Here is a 16,869-nt window from a genome sequence, read left to right as displayed (position 1 = left end):
CACATAGCGTCGTTTCGGGGCGATGGATGCGGAATTTCGTCGAGGATCGTCGCATAGCGGACCTGACAAGCCGTCCGCTCGGTAGATTTATGGGTTCAGGACCTGGGTCAGCCGACCTGACCCACGAACTGCTGCAATTCCGGCGTTCGCGGCGCGGCGAACACCTCCTTCGGAACACCTTCCTCATGCACTTTGCCGTGGTGCATGAAGACGAGCTTGGTGCCGACGTCGCGCGCGAAGCGCATTTCGTGCGTTACCAGAATGAGCGTCATGCCCTCGCGGGCCAACTGCTCGACCACGCGCAGCACTTCATTCACCAGTTCCGGGTCCAGCGCCGAGGTGATTTCGTCGCATAGCAATACCTTCGGCCGCATCGCCAGCGAACGGGCAATGGCGACGCGCTGCTGCTGGCCGCCGGAGAGCTCGCTCGGATAAGCATCCATCTTTTCCGACAGCCCTACCTTCGCCAGCACTTCGGCGGCGGTGGCGCGCGCTTCCGCCTTCGACACCTTGTTGACGACGGTGGGCGCCAGCATGACGTTCTCGGCCGCCGTCAGATGCGGAAACAGGTTGAACTGCTGGAACACCATGCCGACATGGCGGCGCAACTCGCGCAGATTGGTGGCCAGGCCGCCGACCTCGATGCCGTCGGCGGTGATGGTGCCGGACTGATAGGTCTCCAAGCCGTTGATACAACGCAGCAGGGTGCTCTTGCCCGAGCCGGAGCGGCCGATGATGGCGACCACGTCGCCCTTGGCGATGTCGAGCGAGACGCCTTTCAGCACCTCGTTCGCACCAAAGCTCTTCCTGACGTCACGAATGCTAACGAGCGACATTGAGGCGGCCTTCGATTTTTTTTGCCCACCAGGACAGCGGGAAACACAGGCAGAAATAGATCAGCGCGACCAGCGAGTAGACCAGGAACGGCCGGAAGGTGGCGTTGTTGAGCATGGTGCCGGCCTTGGTCAGCTCGACGAAGCCGATAATGGAAGCGAGCGCGGTGCCCTTGATGACCTGCACGGAGAAGCCAACGGTCGGCGCGACCGCGATGCGCGAGGCCTGCGGCAGGATCACGTAGCGCATCTGCTCGATGTAGCTCAGCGCGAGGCTGGAGGACGCCTCCCACTGGCCCTTCGGTATCGACTCGACGCAGCCGCGCCAGATCTCGGTCAGGAACGCGCTGGTCCAGAACGTCAGCGCCAGCGTCGCCGCCGTCCACGGCGACACCTCGACGCCGAACAGCGCGATGCCGAAGAAAAACAGAAAGAGCTGCATCAGGAGCGGCGTGCCCTGGAAGAACTCGATGTAGATCTTGGTGAACCATTCCAGCGGCGCGATCTGCGAGGTGCGCATGAACAGGAGCGCCAGTCCGACGATGCCGCCGCAGACAAACGCGATCAGCGACAGCACGATCGTCCATTGCGTGGCGATCAGCAGGTTGGAGAGGATGTCCCAGAAGCTGAACTGCAGCATGGTTCACCTCGCCTTGAAGATGACGCGGCCGAGCGCCCGCAGCAGCGAACGCGTCAGCATCGCCAGCACGAGATAGGCCAGCGCCGCCAGCAAATAGACTTCGAAGTTTCGGAAGTTCCTCGACGCCACGAAGTTCGCGGCATAGGTGAGGTCTTCCGCGGAGATCTGCGATACCACCGCCGAACCCAGCATCACGATGATGATCTGCGACGACAGCGCCGGATAGATCTTGCGGAATGCCTGGTTGAGCACGATACGGCGCAGCACCTCCCATTTGGTCATGGCGAGGCTGAGGCCGGCTTCGATATGGCCTTTGGGCACGGCCTCAATGCCGGCGCGGATGATCTCGGTCGAGTAGGCGCCGAGATTGATCACCATGGCGAGGAAGGCGGCCGTGGTCTCGCTGAGCTTCAGCCCCATCGCCGGCAGGCCGAAGAAGATGAAGAACAACTGCACGATGAACGGCGTGTTGCGGATCAGTTCGACGTAGACCGCAACGACGCGGCCGAGCCAAACGGGTCCGAAGGTGCGCGCCGAGGCGCCGGCGGTGCCGACCGCGATGCCGGCCACCGTCGACACGACCGTCAGCACGATCGTGAAGATCAGCCCCTGCAGCAGCACGCTCCAATAGGGCAGCAGTTCGGCGAATTGCAGTTTGTAAGACACGCGGGTGCCCCGGCGTTGGCGTTTAGAAGCCGGGCGGCAAGGGGGCTTTCAGCCACTTCTCCGACAGTTTTGCGATATCACCCGAAGCCTTTGCCTTGGTGATGATCTCGTTGACCTTGGCGAGCAGCGCGGGCTCGTTCTTGTTGAGTCCGACATAGCAGGGGCTGTCCTTGATCACGAATTTCAGCGCCGGCGCGCGCGCCGGAACCTTTTCGGCGATCGCGGCCGCCACCGTGTTGCCGGTAGCGATCAGGTCGACCTGGCCGGACACAAAGGCGGCAATGGTGGCGTTGTTGTCCTCGAAACGCTTGACGGTCGCGTCCGGCGGCGCCGAGGCGGTCAACGCCTGTTCTTCGATCGCACCGCGCGTGGCGCCGATGGTCTTGCCCTTGAGATCGACTGCGCTCGCAACCGTAATCGCCTTGGTGCCGAACACGCCGGAGAAGAACGGCGCATAGGCGATCGAGAAGTCGATGACCTTTTCGCGCTCCTCGTTCTTGCCGAGGCTTGAGATCACGAGGTCGGCCTTGTTGGTCTGCAAATAGGGAATGCGGTTGGCGCTGGTCACCGGGATGATCTCGGTCTTCACCCCGAGTTCCTTGCCGATCAGATTGGCCATGTCGATGTCGTAGCCCTGCGGCTTGAGATCGAGGCCGGCTGAGCCGAACGGCGCAAAATCCTGCGGCACCGCGATCTTGATCACCTTCGACTTCATGATGGAATCGAGCGCGTCGGCATGGGCCTGCGTCGCCACCGCGGCAGTGACAAGTGCAGCGGCAAGCAACAGTTTCTTGAAGGGCATTCTAATATCTCCGAGGTTACGCCAATTCACCGCCTCCGAGATTCCTCTCGGTGCGTATTCGGCTGATGTGGCCCGGCTCCACGTCGCAATTCGACCCTGCCTGACGCCTCGCATTTAGGCAATGCTTCGCGTTGCATTTTTTGGAGGCTTTTTGTGGGTCGTTTTCGAGCATGGTCACGCGACCATGCGTTGTGCTGCGGCGTTCGTTGAACCCGTCGGTTCGTGATTACCGCAGGCCTTCATACACCATGAAGCCGCGCGCGATGGCGAGCTTGCGCAAGGCGCGCGGAACGAGCTTTTGCGGCCGGTGCAGATAGCGCCACGACGTCACCTTGAAATCCCTGATCGTGCCGAGGTCGCCTTCGAACGGCGCCAGCACTCCGGTCAGGCTGATCGGCGCATGCGCACGGTTGTTGAACGGCAGCAGCAGCAACTCCAGATGCGCCGTCGTGCCGTCGTCCGAAGTCGCGGTGATGCCGGCAATCGCCGCCAGCATTTCTTCCGCGACGTAGCTGACGATGTCCTCGATCTCGCGGCGGCTGTCCGGGGTAAACAGCGCGGAGAAGCTGGTGTCCTTCAGGTCGCGGCCGAGCAGGGCGCAGACCCGGGTTCCGGCGACGCGAAACGGGTAGCCGGCATCGTTGTCGTAGTTCAGCACGAAGATGTCGCCGAGCAGTTCGCGCACCGCACCGGGTTCGATCTCGCTGCGGTCCGGCGCCCGCGCATCGCCGCGCTTCGCATCCCAATAGGCGAAGAATTCGCGGCTCGATGGGTGTTTCATAACTAATCCTCGCCCCGGGTTGCCTTAAGCGAGACACTTCTGTCCCGCTTTTGCGCAACACGCCTTCCCTTCTGTGTTGTGCAGGACAGGCTTTGCAGCGTCCATGCCGGGAAGGCGATTTGGCCGCGCGAGTCACGGCTTTGCGTTGTTAACGTTAAGTTAACTATGAGGTTGGCGAAGGCGGGGCGGCGTGCGTAGTGTGGAACGCATCAGACGGCGCCGGCTTATCTCTGGGTTCTCGGCGCAGTTGGTACACAGGCAGCGTCAAACAGTTTGGTCATCGCGCGGGGAGGGGTGGGGATGTAATCCCGGCTCCAGGGGCGCGAGAAGATCAGCAAGACAAGGGAGGATGTTCTCAGCATCCTCCCTTTTTCTTTTCGTTCTTTTGGCAGCGACATCATGTCCCGGACGCCGGCGCAGCGCCGGGGTCCATGTACCTGCAGAATTCGCCCTGGCCCCGAATTGTCGATTGTGCACTTGCACAGGGCGGGCAAAGCCGCCTATCTGGACCAATACCCCTCGAAGCCGCCTTGCAAGGTCCTGGCCTTTGGATTCCCAGTCTTACTCATCCCAGCTCGAGCCGCCGGACGCCCCGCACGAGCCGATCCTGACGCTGCCGGGCGCGCTGACGGCCTATGTCGCGCTGATCGCAGCGATTCATTTGCGCGTGCTGCTGCCGGTGGAACTGGAGAACTGGACCATCGACGTGTTCGGCTTCATTCCGAAGCGCTACGATTCCACGCTGCTCAACATCACTTTCCCCGGCGGGGCCGGCGCCAAGGTCTGGACCTTCGTCACTTATTCCCTGCTGCATGCCAATCTCAGCCATATCGGCTTCAACGTGCTTTGGCTGTTGCCGTTCGGCAGCGCGCTGGCCCGCCGGTTCGGTCCTGCCAGGTTCTTCGTTTTCATGGCGGTGACGGCCGCGGCGGGCGCACTGGCGCATCTCGTCACCCATGAGCACGCGATCGCGCCGATGATCGGCGCCTCGGCCTCGGTATCCGGCGCCATGGCCGCCGCCATCCGCTTCGCCTTCGTGCGGGGAAGTTTTCTTTCGTTCCACCGGGGGGATGCGGATGCCGCGGCGAAGGTTCCAGCGCTGTCGCTTGCCCGGGCGTTGCGCAACCCGCGCGTGCTCGGATTTCTGGCGGTGTGGTTCGGCGTCAACATCATCTTCGGCCTCGGGTCGATTTCGATCGGCTCTGAGGGCGCCAGTGTCGCCTGGCAGGCGCATATCGGCGGATTTCTCGCCGGCTTGATGTTGTTTTCGCTGTTCGACCCGGTGCCGCGTGCGATGCATCATGCCGCCGAGGCCTCATCGCCGGACGAGCCCGGCCGCGTCTGATCGTCGCTTGCGGCGAAGGACGATTTCATTCATCATCCACATAAAGTTGTAACGCAAGCCTATGCCGCTGCCGTGCACGACAGCCGCGCTTGTAAACCGCGCCCCGAAATGAAACCGGCGCGGAACTGTTGATTGAAGACTCGCGAACAAGTCGGGCCCCCAGGGGGCGCGAGCGGATTCAGGGAGGCGCCAATGACGGTACGTTCAATTCTGGATACCAAGGGCCATCAGATCCTGAGCGTCGAGCCGGACGTCAAGCTTTCGGCCGCGATCAAGGTGCTTGGCGAACGCAAGATTGGCGCCGTGCTGGTGATGAACCAGGGGCACCTTGAGGGCATCCTTTCGGAGCGCGATATCGTCCGGGTGCTGGGCGAGCGCGGCGCCAGGGTGCTCGAGGAACCGGTCAGTGCCGTCATGACGCGCAAGGTCGTGAGCTGCCGCGAGTCCGACACCGTTGCCGGCATCATGGAAATGATGACGCTCGGCAAGTTCCGCCATTTGCCCGTGATCGAGGACGGCAAGGTGGTGGGCCTGATTTCGATCGGCGACATCGTCAAGCGCCGGGTCCATGAATTCGAGACCGAGCAGGAAGCGCTACGCGACTATATCAAGACGGCCTGAGCCTGTTTTGACGCGTTTTCTTAGCGCGAACCCGTAACCACTTCGCTTGAAAACGCCACGCTATTCCTTCTCGGCCTTTTCCACCGCCGGCGCGGCGTCGCCTGCCTGTGGCGGCGCCAGAATGTGGATCGCTTCCTGGATCGATTCGATCGCGCGCTCAGCGGCGCGCACGCCGTGCGCGATCAGGTCGTCGGCACGGTGAAAATCGAACCAGCCGATCTTGCCGACGCGGGGCGAGATCAGGAGATCGGGCGGATCGCCGGCCAGCCGTGCGCGGGTGATGCGGTCCTGCATGATGTTGAAGGCATCGACCATGACCGAGGAGATGCCCGGCCGCCCGCCGCCGCCGAAGAACTCACGCTTCATGGTGCGCTCGGCGGAGAAGAATTTTCCGATACCGCGTTTGCGCGGCTCGGGTTCGGACAGCGCTTCCGGCATCACCGATACCGAAACGCCGGCCGTCGGGCCGTGGGAATAGATCGTCGTGGAGTGTGTGAAGACGTCGCTGGAAAGATTGGCGGCGATGACGATCTCCGCGCCGAGCGCGCGTGCCGCCGACACCGGCACCGGATTGACCAGGGCACCGTCGACCAGCCAGCGGTCGCCGACCAATAACCGGCGAGAATATTCCCGGCAGCGCATAGGAGGCGCGCATCGCATCCACCATCGGGCCGTGGGTCAGCCAGATCTCGTGGCCGGTGCGCACTTCGGTCGCCACGGTGGCAAATTTCACCGGCAGATTCTCGATCAGGCTCTGGCCCAGCGCGTTCTGCAGTTCGGCCGCAAGCTTGGCGCCGCCGATCAGGCCCGAGCCGTTCAGGCGGATATCGAGATAGGAGAAGACAGTCCGCGGCTGCAGGCTGCGCGCCCATTCTTCCAGCGTGTCGAGATGTCCGGCGGCATAGGCGCCGCCGACCACGGCGCCGATCGACGTACCCACCACGACGTTGGGAATGATTCCGTGGGCCACCAGCGTCCGGACGATGCCGATATGGGCAAAGCCGCGAGCGGCGCCGCCGCCCAGCGCGAGCCCGATTACCGGCCGGCGGATACTGCCGAGCCCCACCTTGTCTTGGGCCTTTTCTTGGGCATCGGAGCCCTTTTGGCCGCGGCCCATCCAGCTATCCAACACGTAAACTCTCCTGCGGCTTCAACGATATTCGCCGCGGCGCGGCCGCGCCAGAACAGTCCATTCCGATCCGCCTGCATGGTTTATGTCCTGCAAGAGCGGGCCTTAGGCGGGGAATGTGACTGGACCGCGACCGCAGCATTAACATTGGGTGCCGGAGCCAGTTCCGCCAGCGCTGCCGGCCGAACTTGCGCGACGGAGGCTTGAATTTGCCGCGTTTTCAGTGAAAAGCATGGCCATGATTTCGGGCGGTAACGGTATCGTTGGAAACGGGCGGGGCGGATGGCCTTTTCCGGCGCTGGCGCTTGCCTTGACGCTGGCTGCACTGCTTCCGGCCTCGGCCTCGGCCCAGATGTTCTTGGACCGCCCGCCACCGGTGCCGCCGGCCGCGGTTCCGGATGTCCAGACCGCGCCTGCCATGAATCTGGCCCCACCGTCGGGGACGGGAACGATCCCGCCGCTTCCGGCGCCGCTGAACCAGCCCACCATTGTGCCCCCGTCGATCGCGACGATCTCGCCGGCAGCGCCTTCACCGGGGGCCGCAGCTCCAAATCAGGGGGTGCTGTCGCTGACGGCGCGCTACGGCAAGGATCTGCCGGTTATCAACGGCGGGCTGGTATGGCGGGTATTCGCCGACAAGCCCGACGACACCGGCACGTTCAAGCTGATCCGCGAGGAGCGCGGTGCGACCCCGAACATTGTGTTGCCGCCCGGCAGTTACGTCGTCCACGTCGCCCTCGGCCTGGTCAGCGCGGTGCGGGCGGTGAGCCTGAAGGCCGAGACTGATCGCGTGGCCTTCGTGCTTCCGGCCGGCGGACTGCGCATCGAAGGCCGCGTCGGCTCTAGCAAGATTCCACCGAACCAGATTTCGTTTGCGCTCTACAAGGGCAGCCAGTTCGAAGGTGGCGCCGGCGCCGAACGCCAGTCGCTGGTGCCCAACGTGGCCGCAGGCGATGTCGCGCTGCTGCCGGAGGGGACCTACTACATCATTTCCAACTATGGCGACGCCAACTCCGTCGTGCGCTCCGACATCCGCGTCCAGGCCGGCAAGCTGACGGACGTGACCGTCAGCCACCGCGCGGCTGTCATTACGCTAAAACTCGTCAGCGACCGGGGCGGCGAGGCACTCGCCAACACCGCGTGGTCGGTGATCACGCCGGGCGGCGACGTCATCAAGGAATCGATCGGCGCATTTCCGCGCGTCGTGTTGTCCGAAGGCGAATACCGGGCGATAGCCAAGAACGAAGGCAAGGTGTTCGAGCGTCCCTTCAATGTCGTCAACGGCGTCGACGCCGAGGTCGAGGTCGTGGCGAGGTAGGTAGGTAGAGCGGGATGGGTTGGACTCGAATCCACGTTAGCGCGAGGCACTAGCGATCTCGTGTGCCGGACGCAGTGCAGATACCCTTCGGCGATACACCGCAGGCCTAGACACAAAATCCCGAAAACAACCCCATGCAAAGTAGAATGGGCCCCGGATATAAGCACTCAGGCCGCCTGCGTCCGGGGGCATGAGATGGTCCGTCGTCACGGCCCAACCTAATTCATGCCGCGCACACCATTCATGCCCGGCGTAGTCCGGGGCATGCATCCTCTTGCTGAATCTAGAACCGCGTCACGATATCCGACAGCGCCGGCCGCGGACGGTCTTCGACAGGCTTTGCCGGCGTGCCGATGTGGATGAAGCCGGCCAGCCTTTCGTTCGCCTTCAATCCAAGTCCGTCGAGCACATCGCGGTCGAAAGCGAACCAGCCGGTGAGCCAGTTGGCGCCATAGCCGAGTGCGGTGGCGGCGGTGAGGATATTCATCGCGCTGGCGCCCGCAGACAATTCCTGCTCCCAGGCCGGCACCTTCGGATGCGGCCGGGTAAAGCTCACCACGGCGATCACCAGCGGTGCGTCCATCAGCCGGCGCTTTTCGATCTCGATGTCGGCGGCCGGGGCTGACGGGTTCTTTTTAGCAAACACCCGAGCAATGACATCGCCGGCCCGCGCCCGAGCGTCGCCTTCGAACACAATGAAGCGCCACGGCGTCAGCTTGCCGTGATCCGGCACCCGCGCGCCGATGGTCAGGATGGTCTCGAGTTCGCTCGCGGTGGGGCCAGGCCCGCTCATCTCGCGAGGCTTGACCGAGCGGCGGATCTTCAGGAGTTCAATGGCATCGGGCACAGGGTCTCTTTCGTAGGAAGTGGCTGTGCCAGAGATAGTGGCACAGCCGCTCCAGCGGAAGCGGATTTAGACCGATTATGATCAGACCGCCATCCGCGCCCGCTTTACATCCGGAGGCGTCGCTTCCTCCACCAGCGCGGCCAGCGCCTCGTCGGTCGGCATCACCTTCTGGCCTTCGCTGCCGAGCCGGCGGATCGAGACCGAATGGGTCTCGGCTTCCTTCTTGCCGACGACGAGAAGGGCCGGGATCTTCGCCAGCGAGTGCTCGCGGACCTTGTAGTTGATCTTCTCGTTGCGCAGGTCGATTTCGACGCGCAGGCCGGCGCGTCGCGCTGCGGCCGCGACCACCTTGGCGTATTCGTCTCCCTCGGAGGTGATGGTCGTCACCACGGCCTGGATCGGTGCAAGCCAGAGCGGGAAGTTGCCGGCGAAATGCTCGATCAGGATGCCGATGAAGCGTTCCATCGAGCCGCAGATCGCGCGGTGCACCATCACAGGCGCCTTCTTCGAGCCGTCGGCATCGATATAGAACGCGCCAAAACGTTCCGGCAGGTTGAAGTCGACCTGCGTGGTGCCGCATTGCCAGTCGCGGCCGATGGCGTCGCGCAGCACGTATTCAAACTTCGGTCCGTAGAACGCGCCTTCGCCGGGGTTGATGGCGGTCTTGATGCGATTGCTGCCGCTGGCCTGAATTTCCGCCAGCACAGTGGCCATCACACGCTCGGCATGGTCCCACATCTCGTCGGTGCCGACGCGCTTGTCCGGCTTGGTCGAGAGTTTTATCGTGAGCTCGCCCTCGAAGCCGAAATCGGCGTAGGTCGACAGGATCAGCTCGTTGATCTTGAGACACTCGTCGGCAAGCTGGGCTTCGGTGCAGAAGACGTGCGCGTCGTCTTGCGTAAAGCCGCGCACGCGCATCAGGCCGTGCATGGCGCCCGACGGCTCGTAGCGGTGCACCACGCCGAATTCGGCAAGGCGCAAGGGCAGGTCGCGGTAGCTCTTCAAGCCATGCTTGAAGATCTGCACGTGGCCCGGACAGTTCATCGGCTTCAGCGCGAACCAGCGCTTGTCCTCGGCCTCGTCGCCGGCGGACTGCGCCGCGAACATGTTCTCGCGGTACCAGTCCCAATGGCCCGAGGTTTCCCACAGCGCCTTGTCGAGGATCTGCGGCGCGTTGACCTCGCTGTAATCGCCGGTCAGGCGGCGGCGCATATAGGCGATCAGCGCCTGGAAAATTGTCCAGCCCTTCGGGTGCCAGAACACCACGCCGGGGCCTTCCTCCTGGAAGTGGAACAGGTCGAGCTCGCGGCCGAGCCTGCGGTGGTCGCGCTTCTCGGCTTCCTCGATCTGCTTGAGGTAAGCGTCGAGCTCTTCCTGCTTGGCAAACGCCGTGCCGTAGATGCGCGTCAGCATCGGGTTGTTCGAGTCGCCACGCCAATAGGCGCCCGCCACCTTCATCAGCTTGAAGGCGTTGCCGACCTTGCCGGTCGAACTCATATGCGGGCCGCGGCAGAGATCGAACCAGTCGCCCTGGAAATAGATCTTGATCGGCTCGTCGCCGGGAATGGCGTCGACCAGCTCGACCTTGAAGGCCTCGCCCTTGTCGCGGAATACCTGCTTGGTCTTCTCGCGATCCCACACCTCCTTGGTGAAGGGCTTGTCGCGCGCGATGATTTCGCGCATCCGCTTTTCGATCGCCGCAAAATCCTCCGGCGTGAACGGCTCGTTGCGGAAGAAATCGTAATAGAAGCCGTTCTCGATCACCGGGCCGATGGTAACCTGGGTGCCCGGCCACAGCGACTGCACGGCTTCCGCCAGCACATGTGCGCAGTCGTGGCGGATCAATTCCAGCGCACGCGCATCGTCGCGGTTGATGAGCTCGATCTTCGCGTCGCCCGAAATCGGATCGTTGAGGTCGACGACCACGCCGTCCAGCGCCATCGCCACCGTGCGCTTGGCCAGCGAGGGCGAGATGCCCTTGGCGATGTCGAGCCCGGTGATGTCCTTGGGATATTCGCGCTTCGCGCCGTCCGGGAAAGTGAGGGTGATTTTTTCCAGGGGCTCGGCCGGCTTTAAATTGGCAAGGCCGAACTGGAATCCGGATGCAGGCGTATTCTGGTCAGGCATATCAGTCTCCTAAAGCTCACTCCTGCGAACGAGCGCAGGTAAGCGGAATGCTGCGGTATAGCAGGGGATTCGGCGCCTGCAATCGGGCAATTTGCTAAATTGGGCGTGATGGAAGCCGCCGCGGGGGGCCGCAACCGGGGCCTCATTGCCCGGAAAAACGGATTACTTCTTCACAGCCAACGCACGCAGAGCCCGCGAGGCATCAGCGGAATCAAATCAATAATCTCATGACGGCGATGACAAATAGTCCGGCATCGCGGCCTTTTCTTGGCGCGGCTCGCCGCGTATATGCACGTGCATGAAACATGTGCCCATGCCTGTCCGGGCCGAACGCCGCTTTGCGCCCAGCGCACTCATGCTCGGCAACATTGTCACCGGCTGCTCGGTGTTGGCGCCGGCAGGCATGCTCGGCGAATTGTCCTCTGGTCTCGATATCAGCATCCGCACCGCGGGGCTGCTGATCACCTTCGGTGCGATCATGCTCTGCGTCGGTTCACCCGTTACGGCGTGGCTGACTTCCAGGATCGATCGCCGCACCTTGCTGACGGCGACGCTCGCAGTGCTTGCGTTTACCAACTTCGCCTCCGCCTTCGCGCCCGATTACACCAGCCTGCTCATCATCCGTCTGGTGATGCTCGCGGTCGGCGCGCTCTATACGCCGCAGGCGGCCGGGACTGCCGGGCTGATCGTTCCGGAGCAAAAGCGCGGCAGCACCATCGCTTACATCTTTCTCGGCTGGTCGCTGGCGGCGGCGGTCGGCCTGCCGCTGATCACCTTCATCGCCAGCCGATATGGCTGGCGCGCGGCCTATGGCAGCATTGGCCTGATCGGCTGCGTAAGCTTCCTTCTTCTGGCCTGGCGCCTGCCGCGCGGGCTGATGGGCGCGCCGGTCGACCTCAAGACATGGGCCGCTATCGGCCGCAACAGGCTGATCGTGCTGTTGCTGTTAATCACCACGCTGCAGATGTCCGGTCAGTTCGTGGTGTTCACCTTCATGGCGCCGCTGCTGGCGAGGCTGACGGGGGCAGGGCCGGATGCGATCGGGCTGGTATTTGCGGTCTATGGTGTGTGCGGCGTCATCGGCACGGCGATCGGAACCCGTATCGTCGATTCCTGGGGCGCCTGGAAGACGTCGGTATTCTTCACGGTGCTGTTGCTGGCGGGCGTGGCCGGCTGGGCGCTCAGCGCCGGCATCTATCCGCTGATGGCTGCGTCGGTCGCAATTTGGGGCCTCGGTTTTGCCTCCACCAATTCGATGCAGCAGGTGCGGCTGGTCGGCGCGGCACCTGCGCTCTCATCCGCTTCGGTGTCGCTCAACACGTCGGTGCTCTACATCGGGCAGGCGGTGGGATCGGCGATAGGCGGGTTTCTCTACGCGCGCGATCTGCTCCATGCCGCGGGTTACGTCGCCGCGGCCTTCGTTGCACTGGCGCTGGTGGCGGTGATCCTGACCAAACCGAAAAATAGTCTTTAGCGGAACATGATCAAAGCGGGTGACGGCTCACACGCCGCGATGGCGCGGCGAAGAGGCGGCTACCGGTTTGAGTACGGCGCGCTGGCGACTTGCGTCAAAGCGGGCGTTGCCGCCATCTTGACCAGCACGTCCTTGACCGGATGCTCGGTCCAGGCCTGCGTGACGTAGTTGCGGTGGGTGACGCCGTCGGGCGTCTTCACGAACACGACGCTGCCGGGCCGCAGCGGCCCGTCCATGCTCTCGGTGACCGTGATGCCCCTGTCGCGGAGCATCTGCATCAGCTCCTGGTCGTGCCGCTTGGTGTAGCGGGTATACGAAGAGACGAAGAAGCCGGTCCGGTTTTTCTCGATCCAGGACGCGAACTTGTCGAGCTCGCCGTAGACAGCGTCGAGCAGGAACACGCCGCGGACCCGGTTGGGGACGCCACCGACCTCGAGGCTCCAGGCGGTCGGCAGGAAGCCGCCGCTATAGCCGACGATCACGATCGGCAGGTTCGCGAATGCCTGCGCCGACTTTGGATCGCCGTAGAGGCGGGCGAGGTGGCTCGCCGACTCATCGATGAAGCGCTTGAAGCCGCCCGGCTGCCAGAACTTGCCGGCCGAGGAATCGGCGGCGTTCACCGCGAGCTGGGGCGCGAGCAGCACGGCGTTGACGCCGGAATCCGAGATCTGCTGCGGCACCAGTTGCCGGTCGCGGACGTCGCGCTCCAGCGTCGCGCCATTGCCGTGGAAGAACACCACGATCACGCCCGGCTTCCTGGCATCGAACGTCTCGGGGACATGCACCAGCACGCGGCTGTCGTTGTAGGTCTCGTCCTGCCAATAGACCCGGCCGCCATAGCTGCGGTGGCCCTTGCGGTCGCCCTTGGAGATGTTGAGGAACGGTTCCTCGGAGCGCGGATTGGTGCCGAAATAGGGGAAGGCCGAGGACTTCATGCTGACCAGCGTGGTCAATTCTTCGCGCTCGCTGCGGGGCAGCGCCAGCGTCTGCGTCAGCGACGCGATCCTCACGGGCTCGGTACGCGCGGCGCGCGGCTGAGGCGCCAGCGCAACCTGGCGCTGGACCTGCGGCAGGCTTTCATTGGCGGTCGGGAAACGGTCGGCAAATTGCGGCTGGGGGAAACGGTCGTCAAACGTATCGATTGAAGTCCGGGACTTTGCGGCCCGGGATTTTGCGCCATCCGTGTTCGCCGCCAGCATTCCCGCGCTCGGCGCCTTGCCGCATTGAACCAGGACAAACGCCAGCGGCACGCACAGCGCAGCCATCGCAACCCAATGCCATCGGAACGGCAAGGGAAACGACAAGGGGATCGGCGAGGCGCGGCGCGGCATGACCGGGGACGCTGCCCGGTTGGCGCGATCAACTGTCAGGAATTTCGGAATTGCTCCGACCATCCACCCCAATGTCCCAAGATCGACCGTCAACCGGCGTAAGCTCGCACGCGTTTAGGCGACATTAAGCGTCCGGAAAACTCCCCACGTCCGGAAGCCCCGAGGAGACCATGCAATCGTGTCGCGATTGTGGGACCGTCACGATGTTTTCGCAATCCAGTAGCTGCCACGGGGAAGCTGGCGGTACCATAGAACCTATTTTGTCTCTCAATTTAAACCATTGTTAACATTGCTTGAATTGAGGCGCGTGTGCCTGCACGATGGCAGCTCCTGGCTGCGGCGCTGAAGGTACGGTCCGAGATGGCGGCATCAGAAACGGGAAGCCCGGCGTGGCCCGGCTCGCGCTCCGGCAGCGGCTCCAGCGTTTCGGTACTGGTGGCGGTTGCCATCGTCGTTGCCGACATGGTCGGCGTCGGCGTCTTCACCAGCCTCGGCTTTCAGGTCAAGGACATCCCCTCGGGCTTTTCGATCCTGTTGCTGTGGACGATAGGCGGCATCGTCGCGTTGTGCGGGGTGTTTTCCTACGGTGAACTGGGCGCGATGTTTCCGCGCTCGAGCGGCGAGTACAACTTCCTCGGCCGGGCCTATCACCCGGCCTTCGGTTTTGTGGCGGGCTGGGTGTCGGCAACCGTCGGCTTCGCCGCACCGGTCGCGCTGGCTGCCATGGCATTCGGCGAGTACGGCAAGTCGGTCGTGCCCAACGCGCCGCCGCTGGCGCTGGCGATCGGCGTGGTCTGGCTGGTGTCGCTGGTGCAACTCACCGGCGTGCGGCATTCCTCGAACTTTCAACTGATCGCGACCATTCTGAAGGTATTGCTGATCGTAGCCTTCCTGGTCAGCGGATTTGTGATCGGCACGGCACAGCCGGTATCGTTCGCGCCATCGGCTTCCGACTTCACCCATATCGTCAGCGCGCCGTTCGCGATCAGCCTCGTGTTCGTGATGTATTCGTTCTCGGGGTGGAACGCGGCAACCTACATCATCGGTGAGGTGAGGTTGCCCGAGCGCAACGTGCCGCGGGCGATGCTGTTCGGAACGCTGATCGTGCTGGTGCTGTATGTGGCGCTCAACGCGGTGTTCCTGCACACCGCGCCGATCGACAAGCTCGCGGGTCAACTCGACGTCGCACGCATCTCCGGCAGCTACATCTTCGGCGAATTCGGCGGCCGCATCGTCGGCGCGATGATCTGCTTCGGGCTGATCTCCTCGATCAGCGCGATGATGTGGATCGGGCCGCGCGTCATGATGACGATGGGCGAGGACCTTCCGGTGCTGCGGGCGTTCGCTCGCCGCTCGACCGGCGGCGCGCCGGCTTACGCCATTCTGTTTCAGCTCACGGTCGCGAGCCTGATGCTGTTTACGCGCAGCTTCGAGGCGGTGCTCGACTTCATCCAGTTTGCACTGCTGTTCTGCTCGTTTTTTACCGTGCTCGGCGTGATCAAGCTGCGCATCACACACCCCGATCTGCCGCGGCCCTACCGTGCCTGGGGATACCCGGTAACCCCTGTGGTTTTCCTGCTCGTGACAGGGTTCATGATGTACTACCTTTTGACCGAACGGCCGTTGCAGTCGCTGCTGGGTCTTCTGATCATGTGTTCAGGTCTCCTGATTTACGCCGTCTTCCGCAAGCGGGCAGATCAAGCCCCCGCGGCCGTATCCGCGGGTAGCGAATGAACATGCTGCATTCCCTGAAAACGGCGACGCTTGCTGCTGTCATGCTGCTGGCGGTTGCGGCTACCGTCCATGCCCAAACCGCAACGGTGGACGATACCGCGAAATTTCTGGCCGGCATGATGCCTTCCGTGGATTCGCCGCTGGCGCCGCTCACCAAGGAGCCGGCCTGGCAACGTCACGCCAAATTCTTCGACACCGCGTTTGGGCAACTCGAGCAGCGCCAGCTGTCACGGATCCGCGCCTGGGCGGATACCAATCTGGCGGCGCCCAAGCCGACCATGTTCTACATGTTCTCAGGCCCGGACTTTCTCTACGCGAACGCGTTCCATTCCAAGGCGTCGACCTACGTGCTGAGTGCGCTCGAGCCGGTCGGCTCGGTGCCCGACCTCTCGAGATTGCCGCGCGGCGGCATCGCGTCAGCGCTCTACAATGTCGAGCGCTCGCTGGGTTCGATCCTGAGCTTCAGCTTCTTCATCACCAAGGATATGAAGACCGATCTGCAGGCGGGCCAGATCAGCGGTACCTTGCCGATCCTCTACGTGTTCCTGGCGCGCTCGGGCATGACCGTGAAGAGCGTCAGTCCGATCTCGCTGGACGACCAGGGCGCGGCGTATCTCGCAGGCGAGAATGCCGGACCGAATGCCGTGCGCGGCGTGCGCATCATGTTCGCCGGCAGCGACGGTCAGGAAAAGACCCTGTATTATTTCTCGACCGATCTTTCCAACTCCGGCGTGAAGGGGAGCGGGTTCCTGAAGTTCTGTGCGACGCTCGCGCCCGGCAATAGCCTGATCAAGAGCGCCTCCTATCTGCTGCATTCCGGTAACTTCACCACGGTGCGCGACTTCCTGCTCAATAACAGCGCCACCATCATCCAGGACGATTCCGGAATTCCGCTTGGCTATTACAGCACGAAGAAGTGGCGCTTCTTCCCGTTCGGCCGTTATCTGGGGCCGATCGACGAATTCCCGGGACGCTATCAGGATTCATATGCCGCACTGTTCCGGCGCGCGCAGCCGATCGATTTCGGCATCGGCTATCGCTGGCGGACGCCCGAAACGAATTTGCTGCTGTCGGTGAGGTTGCCCGACGACGGCCCGGCCAGTTCCGATGCGACGTCGTCGACCGAACTCCCACCGCCGCCGCCGCCGCGCGTGCGAAAGCCGCGTCCGCCGGCGGACATCGGACCGCAGCCGAGAGGCGGATTTTTCTTCTGGCGGTGAG

At 63.3% G+C, this 16,869-nt stretch carries 14 protein-coding genes and 1 pseudogene; 6 read left to right on the top strand and 9 right to left on the bottom strand.

All coding sequences use genetic code 11. The annotated features are described in order from the left end of the window. Positions 1-107: 107 nt before the first annotated feature. The 5 genes from V1294_RS27275 to V1294_RS27255 form a co-directional block, all read right to left on the bottom strand. Positions 108-836, bottom strand: coding sequence for an amino acid ABC transporter ATP-binding protein (locus V1294_RS27275; protein WP_108516767.1), 729 nt, complete (start codon positions 834-836; stop codon positions 108-110). Beyond that, positions 823-1,473 carry an amino acid ABC transporter permease gene (locus tag V1294_RS27270; RefSeq protein ID WP_334501468.1) on the bottom strand — a complete coding sequence of 217 codons (651 nt, stop codon included), beginning with the start codon at positions 1,471-1,473 and terminating at the stop codon, positions 823-825. Before V1294_RS27270 ends, V1294_RS27275 begins: the two co-directional genes overlap by 14 nt. Before the next feature lie 3 nt (positions 1,474-1,476). Then, positions 1,477-2,139 carry an amino acid ABC transporter permease gene (locus V1294_RS27265; protein ID WP_334479317.1) on the bottom strand — a complete coding sequence of 221 codons (663 nt, stop codon included), beginning with the start codon at positions 2,137-2,139 and terminating at the stop codon, positions 1,477-1,479. Positions 2,140-2,161: 22 nt separating this feature from the next. Continuing rightward, positions 2,162-2,941, bottom strand: a complete 780-nt coding sequence (locus tag V1294_RS27260) for a transporter substrate-binding domain-containing protein (protein ID WP_334501466.1) — start codon at positions 2,939-2,941, stop codon at positions 2,162-2,164. 226 nt (positions 2,942-3,167) lie between these two features. After that, positions 3,168-3,722: a PAS domain-containing protein gene (locus V1294_RS27255; protein ID WP_334479318.1), complete on the bottom strand. Its 555-nt coding sequence runs from the start codon at positions 3,720-3,722 to the stop codon at positions 3,168-3,170. Between the two features lie 547 nt (positions 3,723-4,269). Between V1294_RS27255 and V1294_RS27250 the strand changes: the two genes are divergently transcribed. After that, a complete protein-coding gene (locus V1294_RS27250; RefSeq protein ID WP_334479319.1) occupies positions 4,270-5,067 on the top strand; it encodes a rhomboid family intramembrane serine protease in 798 nt (265 codons plus the stop codon). 192 nt (positions 5,068-5,259) lie between these two features. Then, positions 5,260-5,688: a CBS domain-containing protein gene (locus tag V1294_RS27245; RefSeq protein WP_334479320.1), complete on the top strand. Its 429-nt coding sequence runs from the start codon at positions 5,260-5,262 to the stop codon at positions 5,686-5,688. 60 nt (positions 5,689-5,748) lie between these two features. Here V1294_RS27245 and V1294_RS27240 read toward each other — a convergent pair. Beyond that, positions 5,749-6,820 (bottom strand): annotated as a pseudogene (locus tag V1294_RS27240) (patatin-like phospholipase family protein). 235 nt (positions 6,821-7,055) lie between these two features. Between V1294_RS27240 and V1294_RS27235 the strand changes: the two are divergent. After that, positions 7,056-8,135, top strand: a complete 1,080-nt coding sequence (locus V1294_RS27235) for a hypothetical protein (RefSeq protein WP_334504842.1) — start codon at positions 7,056-7,058, stop codon at positions 8,133-8,135. A gap of 283 nt (positions 8,136-8,418) precedes the next feature. Here the strand turns inward: V1294_RS27235 and V1294_RS27230 are convergent, their stop codons facing one another. Next, a complete protein-coding gene (locus V1294_RS27230) occupies positions 8,419-8,982 on the bottom strand; it encodes a nitroreductase family protein (RefSeq protein ID WP_334501463.1) in 564 nt (187 codons plus the stop codon). An 81-nt stretch (positions 8,983-9,063) separates the two neighbouring features. Further along, the gene (gene thrS / locus V1294_RS27225) at positions 9,064-11,109 is read right to left on the bottom strand and encodes a threonine--tRNA ligase (protein ID WP_334501461.1); all 2,046 of its coding nucleotides are present in this window, start codon (positions 11,107-11,109) and stop codon (positions 9,064-9,066) included. Positions 11,110-11,422: 313 nt separating this feature from the next. On the opposite strand from thrS, the gene V1294_RS27220 reads away from it, so the two are divergent. After that, positions 11,423-12,583, top strand: coding sequence for an MFS transporter (locus tag V1294_RS27220; RefSeq protein WP_442895391.1), 1,161 nt, complete (start codon positions 11,423-11,425; stop codon positions 12,581-12,583). 59 nt (positions 12,584-12,642) lie between these two features. Here V1294_RS27220 and V1294_RS27215 read toward each other — a convergent pair whose 3' ends face one another. Continuing rightward, entirely contained in the window at positions 12,643-13,977 is a 1,335-nt protein-coding gene (locus V1294_RS27215) for an alpha/beta hydrolase (RefSeq protein WP_442895390.1), read from the bottom strand. 297 nt (positions 13,978-14,274) lie between these two features. Here V1294_RS27215 and V1294_RS27210 point away from each other — a divergent pair, with 297 nt between their 5' ends. Together V1294_RS27210 and V1294_RS27205 are read left to right on the top strand one after the other, a co-directional pair. After that, positions 14,275-15,648 (top strand): APC family permease, encoded by a 1,374-nt coding sequence (locus V1294_RS27210; RefSeq protein ID WP_334489612.1) that lies wholly within the window; start codon positions 14,275-14,277, stop codon positions 15,646-15,648. Between the two features lie 2 nt (positions 15,649-15,650). Continuing rightward, positions 15,651-16,868, top strand: a complete 1,218-nt coding sequence (locus V1294_RS27205; RefSeq protein ID WP_442895466.1) for a hypothetical protein — start codon at positions 15,651-15,653, stop codon at positions 16,866-16,868. Position 16,869 lies beyond the last annotated feature (1 nt).

Source organism: Bradyrhizobium sp. AZCC 1678, assembly GCF_036924765.1.
Taxonomy (GTDB): domain Bacteria; phylum Pseudomonadota; class Alphaproteobacteria; order Rhizobiales; family Xanthobacteraceae; genus Bradyrhizobium; species Bradyrhizobium algeriense.
Note: the sequence above shows the minus strand (reverse complement) of the source record. Positions and strands in the feature narration are given on the sequence as shown.